Consider the following 16,199-nt stretch of genomic DNA (forward strand, 5'->3'; position numbering starts at 1 on the left):
GCGCCGAACCCGCCGCTTTGCGACACCATGCCGATGCCGCCCAACGCCACGGCGCCGTTGGCGGGCGCGGGCGAGAACGTGGCGTAGACCTTGTGGCGCACGTTCATGTAGCCCAGGCAGTTGGGTCCCAGCAGGCGGATGCCGCGCTCGCGCGCGATGGCGCATAGCGCCTCTTGCATGGCGACGCCTTCCGCGCCCGTTTCCGAAAAGCCTGACGTAAATACGACCGCGCCGCCAACCTGACCAGGGCGCGCGCTTTGTAGCGCCTGGGCGGCATGCGCGGCGGGCACGGCCAGGATGACCAGGTCCACGTCGGTATCCAGCGCGGCCAGGTCGGGCGCGGCGGGCAAGCCCTGGATGCTATCGGCGCGCGGGTTGATGGGCAGGATGCGGCCGTCGTAACCATGTTGGCGCAGCAGGCTGACCGGCATGGCGCCGATCTTGCCGGGGGTGGCGGACGCGCCCACGATGGCGATGCTGCGCGGGGTGAACAGGCGGGACAGGGTGGGGTCGGAATGCGTAGTCATGATTTGCGGGCGAGTAGGTTCAGGAAAAGCGCACGACGCTGCGGCCGGTGCTGCCGCGTTCGAGCATGGCGGCCAGCGCTTGCGGCAAGTCCTGGGGGGTGATGACGCGCGCGGCAAGGTCCAGGCGCTGAGGGCGGTAGTCGGAGGCCAGCCGTTGCCATAGCGCGCGGCGCAGCGGCATGGGGCTGTTGGCGTTGATGCCCAGCAGCTTCACGCCGCGCAAGATGAAGGGGATGACGGACGTGGGCAGCTCCGCGCCGCCCGCGTTGCCAAACGCGGCCACCACGCCGTCGGGGCGCACGCTGGCCAGCGCGTGGGCCAGCAAGGGGCCGCCCACGGAATCAATGACGCCGGCCCAGCGCGCGCTCATCAAGGGTTTGATGGGGGCGGACAGGTCGGGCGGGGCCATGACCTCGGCGGCGCCCAGCGACCGCAGGTAGTCGGCGGCATCCGCCTTGCCGGACATGGCGCAGACGCGATACCCGCGTTGGCTGAGGATGTCGATGGCGATACCCGCCACGCCGCCGGTGGCGCCGGTGACCAGCACTTCGCCTTGGTCAGGCGCCAGGCCGCAGTGTTCCATCCAGTGCAGGGACAGCGCGGCGGTGAACCCGGCGGCGCCCAGCACGGCGGCATCGCGCAGTGTGATGCCGGCGGGCAAGGGCAGCACCCAGTCATGCGGCACGCGCGCGTATTCCGCATAGCCGCCGTCGCAGTCCACGCCGATGCCAAAGCCATGCACGACAACTTCCTGACCGGGAGCAAGCGCGGGGTCGGTGGAGTGGACCACGGTGCCGCTCAGGTCGATGCCGCCGATGCGGGGGTACTGGCGCACGACGTTGCCACGTCCGGCCTGCGCCAGCGCGTCCTTGTAGTTCAGGCCGGCGTAGGCCACCTTGATCAGCGTATCGCCGGGGGACAAGTCATCTTCCGACAAGGTGTCGAAGCGTCCTTGCGGGGGCGCGCCGTCGGCGCCGCCATGCAGTCGGTAGGCCTGGATGGTGGGGATGGGCATGCGGGTCTCCTGGGATGGGTCAGCCGCGCGCCAAGAGGCGGCGCGCAAGGCTGGCGCGGTGCAATTCGTTGGCGCCGTCGTAGATGCGGAAGGGGCGCATTTCTTGCCAGATCATTGCCACGGGGGTGTCGTCGGACAGGCCCGATGCGCCCATCATTTGCACGGCGCGGTCGGCCACGCGGTTGACGGCTTCGGATACGAATACCTTGGTCATGGCGCTGTGCTGCTTGACGGACAAGCCCGCGTCCATGCGGCCCGCGCAATCCAGCGTCATCAAGCGGCTGGCGTGCAGGTCGATGTGTGAATCGGCCACCATGGCCTGGATCTGTTGCAGATCGGCCAGGCGCGATCCAAAAGAATCGCGCGTGTTGACGTAGGCTTGCGCGGTTTCCAGGGCGCGGCGGGCGCGGCCGATGTAGCGCATGCAGTGCGACAGGCGCGCGGGCTCCAGCCGCAGTTGCGCGTATTCCAGGCCACGGCCGGGTTCGCCCAGCACGGCGTCGTCGCCGACCTCGCAGCCGTTCAATTCAATTTCCGCATGGCCGCCGATCTGGTAGCCGGTGACCATGCCGATGTCGCGCACCACGCGGTATCCCGGCGTGTCGGCGGGCACGACGAAGAGCGTGGCGCCGGCATCGGCCTGCGCCAGCACCAGCGCAAAGTCCGCGCCGACGCCGCCGCTGATGAATTGCTTGTGCCCGTTCAACACCCAGCCTTGTCCGCGCCGGGTTGCGCGGGTGCGCAGCATGGATGGGTCGGACCCCGCGCCCGGCGCGGGTTCGGTCATGGCGAAGCAGGCGCGCTGTTCCGCGCGGATCAGGGGCAGCAGAAAGCGCTCGCGTTGGGCGGGGGTGCCCAGCCGCAGCAATGTCAGCATGTTGGGCTGGTCGGGCGCGGCGCAGTTCAAGGCGGCCGGTCCGAGAAAACCGCGTCCGGCCGCTTCCAACACCTGCGCCAGCGCGCGCCAACCCAGGCCCAGCCCCCCAAGTTCCACCGGCAGTTGCGGCGCGTACAGGCCGGCGTCCCGGGCTTGCACGCGCAAGCGCGCTACACATGCGTCCAAGGCCGCCACGTTGCGGGCAATGGCGGGCGATTCCTCGGGAATGGCGATCTCATCGACAAAGCGGCGGACCCGTTCGCACAGGTCTTCGATGGCGGCGTCGCCGGTGGGCTGGGCGGGCATGGTGGTCTCTTTTTAGAGGTTTACTGGATGCGGGTGCCGGTGGACTTCACCAGCTTGCTCCACCACAAGGTCTCGTCGGCGATCTGCTTGGCGAATTCAGCGGGGGTGTTGACCAGCGGCTCGGCGCCCAATTCCTGGAAACGGGCGCGCAACACGGGGTCTTGCAAGGCCTTGGCCGCGGCGGCGTGCAAGCGGTCCACCACGGCGGGCGGCGTGTTGGCGGGCGACATCAACCCTTTCCAGGCCATGACCTCAAAGCCCGGCATGCCGGCTTCGCTGAAGGTGGGGATGCCTGGCGAGGCGGTCGCGCGCGCATCGCTGGGCACGGCCAGCGCCCGCAGGTTGCCCGCTTTCACTTGCGGCAGCAGCGCGGGCATGTTGTCGATCATGAAATCAATATGGCCGGCGACCAGGTCGGTGATGGCGGGGCCGCTGCCTTTGTAGGGCACGTGTTCGGCTTGCAGCCCGGCCTTTTGCTTGAGCAGTTCGCCGGCCAGTTGCGCGGGCGAGCCATTGCCGGGCGAACCGAACGACAGCTTGCCGGGGTTATTGCGCGCGTACGTCAGGAATTCCTCCAGCGTTTTCACGGGCATGGACTTGGTCACCACCATCAGATTGTGTTCGCGTTCCAGGCAGGTGATGGCGGTCAGGTCCCGGGCGGGGTCGAACGGCATGTTGGCGTACAGGCTGGGGTTGATGACGGTGGGGCCGGCCGCCGCCAGCAGCAGCGTGTAGCCGTCCGGCGCGGCGCGCGCCACGAAGTCCCCGCCGATATTGCCGCCGGCGCCCGGCTTGTTTTCCACGATGACCGGCTGGCCCAGGATGGGGTGCAGCGCTTCGGCCAGCAGGCGGCCCAGGATGTCGGTGGATCCGCCGGGGGCGAACGGGATGATCAGCCGGATCGGCTTGTCGGGGTAGGCGGCGGCCGCTTGGGGCGGCAGGGCCGCGCAGGTGAATGCGGCGGCGATGGCGCCGATCCACTTCGGCAGGTGCTTGTGCAGCATGTCAGTCTCCTTGGGGTTGTGGGCCGCGCGCTTCTTGTGGCGGCGGTCCCGAAAACGCTCGGACCTAACGGCCGGGCGTGTAGCCGGCCTGCGCCAGCGTGTGCCGCGCGATGGTCAGTTGATGGATCTGGCTGGTGCCTTCGTACAGGCGAAACAGCCGCACGTCGCGGTAGAAGCGTTCAATGCCCTGGTCCGCGATGTAGCCGTAGCCGCCATGCATCTGCACGCAGCGGTCTGCCACGCGGCCGCACATTTCCGACGCGAAGTATTTGCAGATCGACGCGTTCATGGTCACGTCCTGGCCGGCGTCGCGTTCGCGCGCGGTTTGCAGCACCAGCGCCAGCGCCGCCTGGATGTCGGTCTGGCAGTCGGCGATCATGGCCTGGATCAGCTGGAAGTCCATCAGCGCTTTGCCGAACTGCTGGCGTTCGGCCACGAAGCGCAGGGTGTCGTCCAGCATGCGAATCGCCGGGCCGATGCACAAGGCAGCCAGGTGAATGCGCTGCTTGTTCAGCACCTTCATGGCGGTCTTGAAACCCATGCCTTCCTGGCCGCCGATCAGGTTGGCGGCGGGCACGCGGCAATCCTCAAAGTGGACGGTGGACACGGGCGAACCGGCCTGGCCCATCTTGTCGTAGGGCTGGCCGGTGGATAAACCCGGCGTGCCGCGTTCCACGATGAAGGCCGATATGCCCTTGGCGCCCGGCGCGTCGGGGGCGGTGCGCGCCATGACGGTGAACAGGCCGGCAAGCGGGGCGTTGGTGATGAAGCACTTTTCGCCATTCAGCACATAGCTGTCGCCGTCGCGCACGGCGGTGGTGCGCAAGGCGGTGGCGTCCGACCCGGCTTGCGGCTCGGTCAGCGCGAAGCAGCCGGTCAATTCACCGGACGCCAGGCGGGGCAAGTAATGGTCTTTCTGCTGCGCGGTGCCGTCGGCCACCAGGGCTTCGGAACCGATGCCGGTGTTGGTGCCCACGCGCGCCCGAAACGCCACGGAACATTGCGACAGCTCAATCGCCGCGCGGATCAGTTCTTCGGTGCTCATGCCCGCGCCGCCATAGGCTTCCGGGATGGAATAGCCGAACATGCCTTGGTCGGCCATGGCCCGCACCAGGTCGTCGGGCACTGCATCCAGGCGCGCCACTTCGGCTTCGCGCGGAACCAGTTGCTGGCGGACGAAGCGCCGCAGCGATTCGATGAAGGCGGGAAAGCCGTCAGGGTCCCTGATCATGGGTTGTCTCCGATTTTCTAATTAGCTGGCCTGGCGGGCGGACGAATCCGCGCCGGACAACATGGAACCCAGGCTAGCAAAGCAAAGCGAAATGCGAGACAAGTGTTTTGCTATCTTGAACGCCTATTGCTCGATATGGGCCGCGCTTGCTCTATCATCGGCATCAACATTTCTCGCTTTTTCGCTTTTACTGCGCGCCTTTCATTTCTCGCCTTTCACGTTCCGCCTGTCACTATTCAGCGCGGAATCTCCACCCGGATTGCGACCATGACCACGCTCTTGGGCGGCCGCCACCCCGACCCTGATTTCGCCACCACGCTGGCCCACGGCCTGGCCGTGTTGCAGACCTTTCGCCATGGCGAACCCGCGCTCAGCAACCGCGAGCTGGCTGAGCGCACCGGCCTGTCCAAAGCCACGATTTCGCGGCTGACCTATACGCTGGTCCAGCGTGGCCTGTTGCGCTATGACGCCAGCCTGCGCCGCTACCGGCTGGGCACGGCGCTGTTGTCGTTGAGCTATCCCTTGCTGGCCAGCATCAAGCTGCGGCAGATGGCGCGTCCGCTGATGACGCGGCTGGCCAACGCGGCGGGCGGGTCGGCGTCATTAGGCATGCATCACGGCACGCACATGGTCTATGTGGAAACGTGTCGGGGCCATGACGCCGTGGCGTTTCGGCCGGACATCGGCGCCATGCTGCCATTGCTGGCGTCCGCAATGGGCCGCGCGTGGCTGGCGCAGGCGGACCCGGCCGAGGCGCAAGCGCTGTTGCATCAGCTGCGCGAACAAGACCCCGCTGCGTGGCAACGGCATGCACCCGGCTGGGAAGAGGCGCAGCGGGATTACGCCGCGCATGGCTATTGCGTGGCCGAGGGTGAGTGGCACGCGGACGTGCACGCGGTAGCGGTGCCGATGCGGCGCCGGGTGGATGGCCAGGTATTCGTTTTCAATTGCGGGGTTCCCACGCGGCGATTGCGCGCGGGCGATCTGCGGCGGCGCATCGCACCCCGTTTGCTGACGCTGGTGGCGCGCGTGGAAAAAATGCTGGAGCATTCGGATGCCGGTTGAACTTGACGGTGGCCACGAGCCCCGCCGTGACCGCAAGCGCGACCCCCATGGGGACGGCGGCCAACATCAGGACGGCCCCCAACATCGGGACGGCTCCGCACATCGGGACGGCAGCCAACACCGGGACGGCGGCGACCCTACCCGCGACCGCGACTTCGCCACCACGCTGGCGCACGGCATCGATATCCTGGGCTGCTTTCGGGCGGACCGGCCCGAGCTGGCCAACAAGGACTTCGCGCAGCAGACGGGCCTGTCGAAAAGCGCCGTGGCGCGCTTGACGCATACGCTGGTGGAACTGGGCTTCTTGCAACGCGTGGGGGCGCCCGCGCGCTACCGGGTGGGCGCGGCGGTGCTGGCGCTGAGCTACCCCTTGCTGGCCAGCATGCAGATTCGCCAGCTGGCGCGGCCGCTGATGAAGCAGCTGGCCGACCACGCACGCGGCGCGGTGTCGCTGGTGGTGCGCGACCGGCTGCAAATGGTGTACGTGGAAACCGCCCGTTCGAACGACGCCTTGCAGACCCGACCGGATATCGGCGCGTCGCTGCCGCTGCTGTCCAGCGCGGCCGGCAAGGCCTGGTTGTGCCGCGTGCCGGATGCCGAGCGCGCGGTGGTGCTGAACCAGTTGCGCGTGGCCGACGCGCGCCATTACGCCGAGCACTTCCCCAGCCTGGCGGCGGCATCGCGCGACCTGGAACGCAAGGGATATTGCGGCAACAACGTGCAGTGGCGCCCCGACGCGTATGGTTTTGCGGCCCCGTTATGGCGGCCGTATCAGTCGCTGACCTACGTCTTTAACTGTGGCGTGCCTTCCGGGGACGGACCGTTTCGCGAGCGCGCGGCGGATATCGGCCCTCGACTGGTGGCGCTGGCGCGCGAGACGGAGCGCCTGTTGGGGCTGACCTAGCGCGGGGGCTGGGCATCCCTGAACCCAACCCCGGATCGATTCGTGACCCCAAGTCAAAAGTGTTTGCCCGCCAGACGGCTTTTTCCGCAAGGATGGCGCCGTCATACTGCACGCCTGTCTTTCCGACGTGCTCCAAGGAATTCGCATGAACCCGCAAGATAATCCGCCGGTGAAGTCCGGCTTGCCGCTGTTGGCGCTGGCCGTCGGTGCATTCGGCATCGGCGTGACCGAGTTTTCTCCCATGGGCCTGTTGCCCGTTATTGCCGAGGGCGTGAACGTCTCCATTCCCAGCGCAGGCATGCTGATCAGCGCCTACGCCATCGGCGTGATGGTGGGCGCACCGCTGATGACGCTGGTGTTTTCGCGCTGGTCGCGGCGCAAGGCGCTGATTCTGTTGATGTTGATCTTCACCATCGGCAACGTGCTGTCGGCCCTGTCGCCCAATTACACGACGCTGCTGCTGGCGCGGCTGGTCACCAGCCTGAACCACGGCGCGTTCTTTGGGCTGGGCTCGCTGGTGGCCGCCAGCGTGGTGCCGCGCCACAAGCAGGCCAGCGCGGTGGCCACCATGTTCATGGGGCTGACGATCGCCAACGTGGGCGGTGTGCCGGCCGCGACGTGGCTGGGGCAGGTGATTGGCTGGCGCATGTCGTTTGCCGCCACCGCCGTGCTTGGCTTGATCGCGATGTTGTCGTTGTGGTTCGCGTTGCCCGCGGGCGAAGCCGGACGCCGCCCCGACGTGCGCCATGAACTGGCCGTGCTGAAAAGCCCCGTCGTGCTGTTGGCGCTGCTGACCACGGTGGTGGGCGCGGGGGCGATGTTCACGCTGTACACCTACATTGCGCCCACGCTGGCCGAGATCACCGGCGCGTCGCCCGGCTTCATTACCGGCATGCTGGTGTTGATTGGCCTGGGCTTCACGCTGGGCAACGGCCTGGGTGGCCGCATGGCCGACCGTTCGCTGGACGGCACGCTGATCACGTTCCTGGTGATCGTCATCATCGACCTGCTGGCGTTCCCGTGGATCGCTTCCACCCAGATCGGCGCGGCGATTTCCCTGCTGATCTTCGGCATCGCCACCTTTGCCGTGGTGCCGCCTTTGCAGATGGGCGTGATGCGCGCGGCGACGGCGGCCCCCGGGCTGGCGTCTTCGGTGAATGTGGGTGCGTTCAACCTGGGCAACGCGGTCGGCGCGGCTGCCGGCGGCGCGGTGATCTCGGCCGGGCTGGGCTACGCGGCGGTACCCATCGCCGGCGCCGTCATCGCCGTGGCCGGGTTGGCGCTGGTGCTGGTGCAGCGGGCAGGCAACGTGCGCCGCCGCAAGCTGGCGATGCAGGGCTGCTGAGGGGCGCGTTGAGCACTAGCTGGGCGGGTTTGGGCGTTGTCGCCCAACCCGCCCATTAACGTTATCTGGCGCCCGCGGGTGTCAGCGGTTGCACCGCCAGCCGCAGGCCCAGGGCTTTCAGGATTGCCGTCAGGCTGCTCAGCGCGGGGTTGCCCTTGGGTGACAGCGTGCGGTAGAGCTGGGTGGGATTCAGGTGCGCCTGCGCCGCCACGGTCTGTACGCCACCAAAAGCCTGCGTCAGTTGCCGCAGCGCGATCAAGAGCTCAGCCTGGGTTCCGTCTTCCAGCACGCTGTTGATTAGGTCAACAGCCAATGCGGGGTCATCACGGTACAGCTCGGCCATCGCTTCATCATGGGGTCTGCTTTTCATGGTGTTCTCTGGTTCCAATGTTGCCAAGCGCGTACCGCGCGCTCGATGTCGTCAGTTTGCGAACGTTTGTCGCCGCCGGAAAGCAACAGCACCACACGCCGTCCGGCTAGCCCGTAATACACGCGATACCCCGGGCCGATATCTATTCGTAGTTCCCAGACTCCTTCGCGGCAGAACTTGTGATCGCCGAAGTTGCCTTGGTGGATGCGAAAGACTCGGCGGATGATCGCCACTCTTGCGCGGTTGTCACGCAGGCTTTTCAACCACGCCACATAAAGGTCGACCCCGGCATCGGCGGTCACGTAGTGTTCAATTTCAAACATGGCCATATTCGTTTATCGACGAAAATTAGTCAAGTTGCTTATCCGTGCCGTCTCGTCATCGGCGGATGTGACTCACATGGCGTGATGGTCCTTGATCCGCTGCAAAAGGGAAAACGTGGAAGTGACGTTTTTAGCCCTTGCTCTGTGCTCTCGGGCTGCATATCGCGCACAAAAAAAGGGTGCCGTTCGTCCGGCACCCTTCATCTCACCAACACACATCAATCACGCTTCTATCCGTTCCACCTTGCCGACCAGCAGGATGTACGACAGCGCGCCCAGCAGGGCCAGCGACGATACATAGACGATGGCGGGGGCGAAGTTGTCTTTGGACACCAGGAAGCCGATGACGATGGGTGTGCAGATGGACGACAGGTTGCCCACGAAATTGAACACGCCGCCCGTCAGGCCCAGGAGCCGCACCGGCGCCAGCGTTGACACCAGCGACCACGTGATCGATGCCAGGCCGTTGCCGAAGAAGGCCAGCGCCAGGAAGAAGATGACCCAGGGCGTGGAATCGGTGAAGTTGGCGCCGATCATCGACGTGGAAATCAGCAGGCCCAGGATGATGGGCAGCTTGCGCGCCAGGCCCACGGTGGCGCCGCGTCGCACCAGGAAGTCGGACAGCACGCCTGAGCACAACACGCCCACGAACGCGGCCAGGAAGGGCACGGATGCCAGGAAGCCCGACTTGATGAAGTCCATGCCGCGGTACTTCACCAGGTAAGTCGGAAACCACGTCAGGAAGAACCACAGCGTGGACGTCAGGCAGAACTGGCCCAGGTACACGCCCCACAGCTTGCGCTTGGACATGACCAGGCCCAGGTCGTTCCAGTTGAACGGCGCCTTTTTGGCGCGCGCGTTGCGGTCCAGGTCGACCACGCCGCCGCCTTGCTGGATCAATTCGATTTCGGCGGCGTTGGCGCCCTTGAACTGGCGCGGTTCGCGATAGACCAGGTACCACAGCACGCCCCACACGATGCCCAGCAAACCGGTGCTGACAAACACCATGTGCCAGCCGTAATGGTGTTGCAACCAGGCCAGCACGGGCGTTAGGAAGGCCAGGCCCACGAATTGGCCCGACGTGTAGAAGCCGATGGCGGTGGCGCGTTCCTTTTCCGGAAACCAGGTGGTGACGACACGGTTGTTGATGGGGTAGGCGGGCGCCTCCAGCGCTCCCACCGCCAAGCGCAACACGAACAGAATGATGAAGCTGCTGGCAAAGCCCATGAAGAAGGTCGCTGCCGACCACAGGATCAGCGCGGCCGCGTACAGCACGCGGGGCGATACGCGGTCCACCAGCCAGCCGCCGGGGATCTGCATCGCGGCGTAGGTCCAGCCGAAGGCGGACAAAATCAGCCCTTCGTGCCAGGTGTCCAGGCCAAACTCATCTTTCAGCGCGGGCGCGGCGATGGACAGGTTGCTGCGGTCCAGGTAGTTGATGACGACGGTGATAAACAACATCACCATGATGATGTATCGGCTGCGCGTGGGGCGCTGGGCGCCTTGCAGGCCGGTATGGGTGGCGGTCGACACGGATTGTCTCCTCGTGCGCCCTTCAAGGGGCGGGGGCCATCGGCTTGGATGCCTTTGGGTTATCGATATAGGGAAAAAAACGCGGCGCTCGTGACAAAGCCAGGAGTCGCCGCGCGGCGGTCAGTCAGAGCGGGCGCGCCCGCCTTACCATTCGGCGAAGCTGCCGTCGGCGTGACGCCAGATCGGGTTGCGCCAGCGGTGGCCCACGGCGGCGCGTTCCTTCACGTATTCCTCATTGACCTCGATGCCCAGGCCCGGGCCTTGCGGAATGGCGACCATGCCGTCTTCGTACTTGAAGACTTCGCGGTTGCTGACGTAGTCAAGCAGGTCGTTGGCGGCGTTGTAGTGGATCCCCAGGCTTTGTTCCTGGATGAAGGCGTTGTAGCAACCCGCATCGATCTGCAAGCAGGTGGCCAGCGCGATGGGACCCAGCGGGCAATGCAGCGCCAGCGCCACGTCATAGGCCTCGGCCATCGCCGCGATCTTGCGCGTTTCGGTGATGCCGCCCGCGTGGGACGGGTCGGGCTGGATGATGTCCACATAGCCTTCGGACAGCACACGCTTGAAGTCCCAGCGCGAGAACAGGCGTTCGCCCAGCGCGATGGGGGTGGACGTCAGCGGCGCCAGTTCCTTCAAGGCCTCGTAGTGTTCGCTCAAGACGGGTTCTTCGATGAACATCAGCTTGAACGGGTCCAGCTCTTTCATCAGGACCTTGGCCATGGGCTTGTGCACGCGGCCGTGGAAGTCCACGCCGATACCCACGTTGGGGCCGACGGCATCGCGCACGGCGGCCACGTTCTCCAGGCACTTTTCAACCTTGTCGAACGAATCGATGTATTGCAGTTCTTCCGTGCCGTTCATCTTCACGGCGGTAAAGCCGCGGTCCACGGCGCTTTTGGCGGCGGCGGCGGTGTCGGCAGGGCGGTCGCCGCCGATCCACGAATACACGCGGATGCGGTCGCGCACGTTGCCGCCCAACAGTTGCGACACCGGCACGCCCAAATGCTTGCCCTTGATGTCCCACAGCGCCTGGTCGATGCCGGCCAGCGCGCTCATGTGGATGGCGCCGCCGCGATAAAAGCCGCCCCGGTACAGCACCGTCCAGTGGTCCTCGATGTTGCGCGGGTCTTTGCCGATCAGGTAGTCGGACAGTTCTTCAACGGCGGCGGCCACCGAATGCGCGCGGCCTTCCACGACGGGTTCGCCCCAGCCGACGATGCCTTCGTCCGTCTCGATTTTCAGGAAGCACCACCGGGGCGGCACGATGTAGGTGGTTAGCTTGGTGATCTTCATGCTTGGGTCTCCTGGGCGGAATAGGCGCGTTGCCAGGCGGCGGCGAATGCGCGCGCGTTCTGGCCGACTTCGGTGGCCGTCAGGCCGGGTTTGTACAAAGCGGAGCCCAGGCCGAAGCCGCTGGCCCCCGCCCGGGCAAAGTCGGAAAGGTTGTCGGGCGTAATGCCGCCCACGGGCACCAGCGCGATCGGCGCGCGCATCACGGCGCGCCATGCGCGCAGCACGTTGGGGCCCAGCTGTTCGGCGGGAAACATCTTCAGCACGTCGGCGCCCGCTGCCAGCGCGGCGAATGCCTCGGTGGGCGTGGCAACGCCGGGGCAGGACGCCATGCCCAGTTTCTTGGCCGCGCGGATGACGGCGGCGTCGCTGTGCGGCATGACGATCAGTTCGCCGCCCGCGTCCTGTACGCGCGCGCAGTCGTCGGGGTCCAGCACGGTGCCGGCGCCGATCAGGCAATCGGTGGGCAGCGCGGCGCGCATGGCGCGGATGCTGGCCAAGGGGTCTGGCGAATTCAGCGGTACTTCGATCAGGCGAAAGCCCGCCGCGTACAGTTCATTGCCGATGTCTTCCGCTTCCTGCGGCTGAATGCCGCGCAAGATGGCGATCAGGCCGCAGTGGGCCATGGCGGTTTGCAGTCCGGTGTGGTTCATGGGGGGTTCCTAGACGGATGCCGAAGGGGTGGGGGTGGCGTGGCGCTGTCCGGCCGCGCCCGGTTCGGCCTTGACCAGCCCGGCGCAGACGGCCAGGTGCCACAAGCCGCGTTCGGTGGCGTTCCGCGCTTGTTCGGGCGTACCCAGGCCGTAGTGCTGCATGGCCAGGATGTAGCGCTCACACAGCGCCGGGTCGCCGCAAAGCACGATGCGGGGCAGCTCGCCTTGCTGGTGCAGCATCTGGGCCAGCGCGGCGATTTCGTGGCCGATCAGCAGGCCGGACAGATAGTCGGCTTGAGACGTGGCCGCCAGTTCGCCGGTCAGGCCCAGCGCGCGCGTGCTGAAAATGGTGGACAACACGCCGGCGCGGCCGACCGGGGCGCCGGCCACCTTCACGCCCCGTTCAAAGGCGGCCATGTCGGCGGCGGGCGCATCGCTCATCGTGCGGCCCAGGATGGTGTGGCCGCGCAGCGCGGCGTAGACCTCGCCGGTCATGAAGGTGTCGAAGTGGGTGACGCGGCCGCGGCGGGCGGTGACCCATTTGGAATGCGTGCCGGGCAGGCCGATCAACACGCTGTCTGCCGGGTCCGCGCTGGATTCCTGGGCCTGGTCGAACATCACACCGAAGACCTGCGTTTCTTCTCCGCGCATCACGTTGGGCAGGCCGTGGCGCTGGATCAGGCCGGGCACGATGTGCACTGGCGTGGCGTCGGGGCCGGCGCTGGTGCGTTCCACCACCGTCAGCAAGGTGCCAATGCGCTCAAGGTCGACGGGCACGTCCAGGTAGGCCGCCTCACGCCAGCCTTGCGCGCTGCCGACCATGCCGCAGGCGATGACCGGCAAGGTCGGTTCCGCGCGCAGCCAGTCGCCGCAAGCCTGGTCGAACGCCAGGTCGAAACCGGACAGGGCGGTGCTGGCCGCGCCATCCTGCAAGGGTTGCGGCAGGCGCATGATGCCCCAGGGCAGATGCCGCGCGTCCAGCGTGCGGCCCGTGCCGTCCAGCCGATACGCGCGTAGCGAAGAGGTGCCCCAGTCCAGCGCGATAAGCGCCGCGCGGGCGGGCGTTGCGGGTGTCATCTGATGTGTCTCATCGTGGGCTGCCCTGCCTGCTGCGCCCGCCCGGCGCCGGAAATGCGCGAGACGGGTGCGGCTGGGAAGCCTTGTTGTGTCGGTGCGCACCGGGCTTGTGCAAAGCGCGGCGCGCGTCGGAAAAAATTCTAGATCAGAGCTTGAAAAATCTCAAAATATAGAATTAAATCCCACATACAGGGAATACGGGCGTGGCAAAGTGCATCGGCTTGGCCGGTCCGCGAAGGGAACTGCCCTGGTACCGCGTCCCGCCCTGACCCCGCCATCCCAGGTATGCTTGCCCCGTTTCTGCTGTTGCATCCACGTTTCATGACCTTCCCCTTGACCGCAAATCCCATTCCCACCCTGGACCCCGACGCCGCCGCGCCCGCCGGCACGCAGACCTTGATGCGCGGCTTGGCCGTCGTGCAGGCGGTGGCCGACGGCGCGCGTGACCTGAAGGAAATCTGCGCCCGCATCGGCGTGGCGCGCAGCACCACGCACCGGCTTGCCAGCTGTCTGGTGCAAGAGCGCTATTTGCGTGCCTTGCCGGGGGTGGGTTATGTGCTGGGGCCCAAGCTGATCGAACTGGGCTTTCAGGCGCGTGAGGCGTTTCCCATGGCGACGCTGGCGCGGCCCTACCTGGATGCGTTGGCCGTGCAGACGGGCGACACCATACATCTGGCCGTGCGTGACAACGACGAAGTGCTGTACCTGGAAAAAATTCCCGGCAAGAAGGGGCTGGAAATGCGCTCGCGCGTGGGACACCGGATGCCGCTGGCGGCAACGGGCGTGGGCAAGGCGCTGCTGCTGGATACCGAAGAACCGCAATGGAAGGCGCTGCATCGCATCGGCGCGCCGGTGTCCTCGCGCGCACCCGGCGGCCAGCAAAGCTGGGAAGCGTTCCGCGACCGCATGCGTGACTATGCGGCGCAGGGCTATGCGTTTGATCTGGAAGACAACGAGCCGTCGATCCGCTGTGTGGCGGCGCCGGTGCGCGATGCGTCAAGCGGCATCGTGGCGGCGATCAGCGTGTCCAGCACCGTGCCGTATATGTCACTTGAACGCATGCGCGACATGGTGCCCGTGGTGCAGGAAGCCGCTGCCGGCATTTCGGCGGAAATGGGCTGGAAGGTGGACCGCGGCTGACGCGGTCCGGCAAGCTTTATTCCAGCGGAAGCGTCAGCACGCCTTGCGGCGCAGGGCGCATCATCACGCGGCGATACCAGGCGGACAGCGCCGGGGTGTCGGGGCGTTCGATGGGCAGGGCCAGCCAGCGGTGCGCCGAGCTGACCAGTGCAATGTCGCCCATCGTCAGGTGACGGCCCGCAATGAACTCGCGGCCTTGCAACGCCTGGTCCAGGATCTGGGCGCGGACGTTGGAACGCTTGACCGAATTTTCAATTGCGGCGTGGTCGCGCTTGGCTTCCGGCGTGCGAATCAGGCCCAGAAATGCGGGGCCCATCGCGGCTTGCCATTCGGTGGCCTGCCAGTCCATCCAGCGGTCGGCGTCGGCGCGCATGCAGGCGTCTTCCGGCCACAAGGTGCCCACGCCGTAGCGCGCGGCCAGGTAACGCACGATGGCGTTCGATTCCCACAGCACAAAGCCGCCGTCATCGATCACCGGCACGGTGCGGTTCGGGTTCAGCTTGGCGAATTCGGGCGTATCCACCACGCCGAACGGTCCGCCTGCCTGGGTAAAGGTGTGCGGCAGGGCCAGTTCGCGCACGGCCAGCATTACCTTCTGCACGTTGACGGACGTAAGGCGTCCCCAGATCTTCAACATAACCAGTCCTTGAGTAGTGTCAGACGGGCGGCAACTGCCGCCGCGCAAAGCCGCTGTCGCGCGAAAAACGCGTCCAGTTGAAAGCAGGCCCGGGGTCCGTCTTGCGCCCGGGGGCAATGTGTTCGTGACCCCAGGCCGCAGCCAGCGGATAACGCGCGCGCAGTACCGGCGTCAGCTTGCGCAGCGCCAGGTACTGCTCGTCGGCGTACGGCAGGGTGTCCGTGCCTTCGAGCTCAATGCCGATGGAAAAGTCATTGCAGCGTTCGCGCCGGCCAAAGCGCGACACGCCCGCGTGCCACGCGCGTTGGTCGGTGGACACGAACTGCATGATGCGCCCATCGCGTCGAATAAAGAAGTGGGCCGACACGCGCAGGCCGCGCAGGCGTTCCAGCCAGGGGTGCGAGGAATGGTCCAGTGTGTTGGTGAACAGCCCCGCGACTTCCGGGCCGCCGAATTGGCCGGGCGGCAGGCTGATGTTGTGCAACACCAGCAAGGAAACCTGCGCGCCGTCGGGGCGCGCGTCGCGGTTGGGCGAAGGCAGCAGGGTGAGGCCGGCGGCCGGCGCCAGCCAGCCATGTCGATCCAGAAGCAGAGCCATAAGAGAGAACATGCGTGTTGAATCCAACGGGCATTATGCCGTGGTCGCCGCCGCCTCCCAAATTGGCGTTTTTGCCGAGGGGCGTACGTAAAACGCAGCCCCTGCGCCGTCGCGGGCGCCCGGTTTCCGCTTCCCCGCTTCCGGCTTACTTCCTGGCGGGACCCAGCGTGGAATGTTCGGTGCTGCACCAGGTCATGCCGTTCACGAGCACGGCCTCGGACCGGGGCAGGTGGATGCCGCAATGCGCGCAACGCACCATGGATTCGGGGGCGGCCGGCGCGGGCGCCGAGCGTGCCGCCTTGCC

General features: G+C 66.5%; 18 protein-coding genes. 4 read left to right on the forward strand and 14 right to left on the reverse strand.

Translation table 11 applies throughout. The annotated features are described in order from the left end of the window. The 5 genes from ACNPP0_RS02245 to ACNPP0_RS02265 all read right to left on the reverse strand — a co-directional run. Positions 1-527, reverse strand: a 527-nt coding sequence (locus ACNPP0_RS02245; protein WP_448704907.1) for a CoA-binding protein, incomplete at its 3' end; no start/stop codon positions are given. A gap of 19 nt (positions 528-546) precedes the next feature. Then, positions 547-1,542: an acrylyl-CoA reductase family protein gene (locus ACNPP0_RS02250; protein WP_448704908.1), complete on the reverse strand. Its 996-nt coding sequence runs from the start codon at positions 1,540-1,542 to the stop codon at positions 547-549. Positions 1,543-1,561: 19 nt separating this feature from the next. Continuing rightward, positions 1,562-2,725, reverse strand: a complete 1,164-nt coding sequence (locus tag ACNPP0_RS02255; RefSeq protein WP_448704909.1) for an acyl-CoA dehydrogenase family protein — start codon at positions 2,723-2,725, stop codon at positions 1,562-1,564. 20 nt (positions 2,726-2,745) lie between these two features. Next, a complete protein-coding gene (locus ACNPP0_RS02260; RefSeq protein WP_332610044.1) occupies positions 2,746-3,729 on the reverse strand; it encodes a Bug family tripartite tricarboxylate transporter substrate binding protein in 984 nt (327 codons plus the stop codon). A gap of 64 nt (positions 3,730-3,793) precedes the next feature. Beyond that, positions 3,794-4,960, reverse strand: coding sequence for an acyl-CoA dehydrogenase family protein (locus ACNPP0_RS02265; protein ID WP_448704910.1), 1,167 nt, complete (start codon positions 4,958-4,960; stop codon positions 3,794-3,796). 267 nt (positions 4,961-5,227) lie between these two features. Between ACNPP0_RS02265 and ACNPP0_RS02270 the strand changes: the two genes are divergently transcribed. The 3 genes from ACNPP0_RS02270 (at position 5,228) to ACNPP0_RS02280 (ending at position 8,274) form a co-directional block, all read left to right on the forward strand. After that, positions 5,228-6,025 (forward strand): IclR family transcriptional regulator, encoded by a 798-nt coding sequence (locus ACNPP0_RS02270; RefSeq protein ID WP_448704911.1) that lies wholly within the window; start codon positions 5,228-5,230, stop codon positions 6,023-6,025. Beyond that, positions 6,015-6,929, forward strand: a complete 915-nt coding sequence (locus ACNPP0_RS02275; RefSeq protein WP_448704912.1) for an IclR family transcriptional regulator — start codon at positions 6,015-6,017, stop codon at positions 6,927-6,929. The genes ACNPP0_RS02270 and ACNPP0_RS02275 overlap by 11 nt, the downstream gene beginning before the upstream one ends. 145 nt (positions 6,930-7,074) lie before the next feature. Next, positions 7,075-8,274 carry an MFS transporter gene (locus ACNPP0_RS02280; protein WP_448704913.1) on the forward strand — a complete coding sequence of 400 codons (1,200 nt, stop codon included), beginning with the start codon at positions 7,075-7,077 and terminating at the stop codon, positions 8,272-8,274. 61 nt (positions 8,275-8,335) lie between these two features. Here ACNPP0_RS02280 and ACNPP0_RS02285 read toward each other — a convergent pair whose 3' ends face one another. The 6 genes from ACNPP0_RS02285 to ACNPP0_RS02310 form a co-directional block, all read right to left on the reverse strand. Then, the gene (locus ACNPP0_RS02285; RefSeq protein ID WP_050445682.1) at positions 8,336-8,644 is read right to left on the reverse strand and encodes a helix-turn-helix domain-containing transcriptional regulator; all 309 of its coding nucleotides are present in this window, start codon (positions 8,642-8,644) and stop codon (positions 8,336-8,338) included. After that, entirely contained in the window at positions 8,641-8,967 is a 327-nt protein-coding gene (locus tag ACNPP0_RS02290; protein WP_198158136.1) for a type II toxin-antitoxin system RelE/ParE family toxin, read from the reverse strand. The genes ACNPP0_RS02285 and ACNPP0_RS02290 overlap by 4 nt, the downstream gene beginning before the upstream one ends. A 222-nt stretch (positions 8,968-9,189) precedes the next feature. Continuing rightward, positions 9,190-10,500 (reverse strand): MFS transporter, encoded by a 1,311-nt coding sequence (locus ACNPP0_RS02295; protein WP_332610049.1) that lies wholly within the window; start codon positions 10,498-10,500, stop codon positions 9,190-9,192. Positions 10,501-10,644: 144 nt separating this feature from the next. Continuing rightward, on the reverse strand, positions 10,645-11,793 hold the full coding sequence (gene dgoD / locus ACNPP0_RS02300) for a galactonate dehydratase (RefSeq protein ID WP_054427537.1): 1,149 nt from the start codon (positions 11,791-11,793) through the stop codon (positions 10,645-10,647). Continuing rightward, positions 11,790-12,443, reverse strand: a complete 654-nt coding sequence (locus ACNPP0_RS02305) for a 2-dehydro-3-deoxy-6-phosphogalactonate aldolase (RefSeq protein ID WP_332610050.1) — start codon at positions 12,441-12,443, stop codon at positions 11,790-11,792. Before ACNPP0_RS02305 ends, dgoD begins: the two co-directional genes overlap by 4 nt. Positions 12,444-12,452: 9 nt before the next feature. Then, the gene (locus ACNPP0_RS02310) at positions 12,453-13,520 is read right to left on the reverse strand and encodes a 2-dehydro-3-deoxygalactonokinase (RefSeq protein WP_332610051.1); all 1,068 of its coding nucleotides are present in this window, start codon (positions 13,518-13,520) and stop codon (positions 12,453-12,455) included. Between the two features lie 321 nt (positions 13,521-13,841). Between ACNPP0_RS02310 and ACNPP0_RS02315 the strand changes: the two genes are divergently transcribed. Continuing rightward, positions 13,842-14,660 carry an IclR family transcriptional regulator gene (locus ACNPP0_RS02315; protein ID WP_332610052.1) on the forward strand — a complete coding sequence of 273 codons (819 nt, stop codon included), beginning with the start codon at positions 13,842-13,844 and terminating at the stop codon, positions 14,658-14,660. A 16-nt stretch (positions 14,661-14,676) separates the two neighbouring features. Here ACNPP0_RS02315 and ACNPP0_RS02320 read toward each other — a convergent pair whose 3' ends face one another. The 3 genes from ACNPP0_RS02320 to ACNPP0_RS02330 all read right to left on the reverse strand — a co-directional run. Further along, positions 14,677-15,297 (reverse strand): glutathione S-transferase family protein, encoded by a 621-nt coding sequence (locus tag ACNPP0_RS02320; protein ID WP_448704914.1) that lies wholly within the window; start codon positions 15,295-15,297, stop codon positions 14,677-14,679. A 19-nt stretch (positions 15,298-15,316) separates the two neighbouring features. Further along, positions 15,317-15,895 (reverse strand): 1,6-anhydro-N-acetylmuramyl-L-alanine amidase AmpD, encoded by a 579-nt coding sequence (ampD, locus tag ACNPP0_RS02325; RefSeq protein WP_448704916.1) that lies wholly within the window; start codon positions 15,893-15,895, stop codon positions 15,317-15,319. Between the two features lie 145 nt (positions 15,896-16,040). Continuing rightward, a partial coding sequence (locus tag ACNPP0_RS02330; RefSeq protein ID WP_448704917.1) for a PP0621 family protein occupies positions 16,041-16,199 on the reverse strand: 159 nt, incomplete at its 5' end.

This window comes from Achromobacter semiaridum, assembly GCF_053543755.1.

What these genes read in the sequence shown, in the direction of transcription:
- ACNPP0_RS02250 (WP_448704908.1), bottom strand. Translation starts at nt 1,542, where the DNA reads ATGCCCATCCCCACCATCCAGGCCTACCGACTGCATGGCGGCGCCGAC.
- ACNPP0_RS02255 (WP_448704909.1), bottom strand. Translation starts at nt 2,725, where the DNA reads ATGCCCGCCCAGCCCACCGGCGACGCCGCCATCGAAGACCTGTGCGAA.
- ACNPP0_RS02260 (WP_332610044.1), bottom strand. Translation starts at nt 3,729, where the DNA reads ATGCTGCACAAGCACCTGCCGAAGTGGATCGGCGCCATCGCCGCCGCA.
- ACNPP0_RS02265 (WP_448704910.1), bottom strand. Translation starts at nt 4,960, where the DNA reads ATGATCAGGGACCCTGACGGCTTTCCCGCCTTCATCGAATCGCTGCGG.
- ACNPP0_RS02270 (WP_448704911.1), top strand. Translation starts at nt 5,228, where the DNA reads ATGACCACGCTCTTGGGCGGCCGCCACCCCGACCCTGATTTCGCCACC.
- ACNPP0_RS02275 (WP_448704912.1), top strand. Translation starts at nt 6,015, where the DNA reads ATGCCGGTTGAACTTGACGGTGGCCACGAGCCCCGCCGTGACCGCAAG.
- ACNPP0_RS02280 (WP_448704913.1), top strand. Translation starts at nt 7,075, where the DNA reads ATGAACCCGCAAGATAATCCGCCGGTGAAGTCCGGCTTGCCGCTGTTG.
- ACNPP0_RS02285 (WP_050445682.1), bottom strand. Translation starts at nt 8,644, where the DNA reads ATGAAAAGCAGACCCCATGATGAAGCGATGGCCGAGCTGTACCGTGAT.
- ACNPP0_RS02290 (WP_198158136.1), bottom strand. Translation starts at nt 8,967, where the DNA reads ATGTTTGAAATTGAACACTACGTGACCGCCGATGCCGGGGTCGACCTT.
- dgoD (WP_054427537.1), bottom strand. Translation starts at nt 11,793, where the DNA reads ATGAAGATCACCAAGCTAACCACCTACATCGTGCCGCCCCGGTGGTGC.
- ACNPP0_RS02305 (WP_332610050.1), bottom strand. Translation starts at nt 12,443, where the DNA reads ATGAACCACACCGGACTGCAAACCGCCATGGCCCACTGCGGCCTGATC.
- ACNPP0_RS02310 (WP_332610051.1), bottom strand. Translation starts at nt 13,520, where the DNA reads ATGACACCCGCAACGCCCGCCCGCGCGGCGCTTATCGCGCTGGACTGG.
- ACNPP0_RS02315 (WP_332610052.1), top strand. Translation starts at nt 13,842, where the DNA reads ATGACCTTCCCCTTGACCGCAAATCCCATTCCCACCCTGGACCCCGAC.
- ACNPP0_RS02320 (WP_448704914.1), bottom strand. Translation starts at nt 15,297, where the DNA reads ATGTTGAAGATCTGGGGACGCCTTACGTCCGTCAACGTGCAGAAGGTA.
- ampD (WP_448704916.1), bottom strand. Translation starts at nt 15,895, where the DNA reads ATGGCTCTGCTTCTGGATCGACATGGCTGGCTGGCGCCGGCCGCCGGC.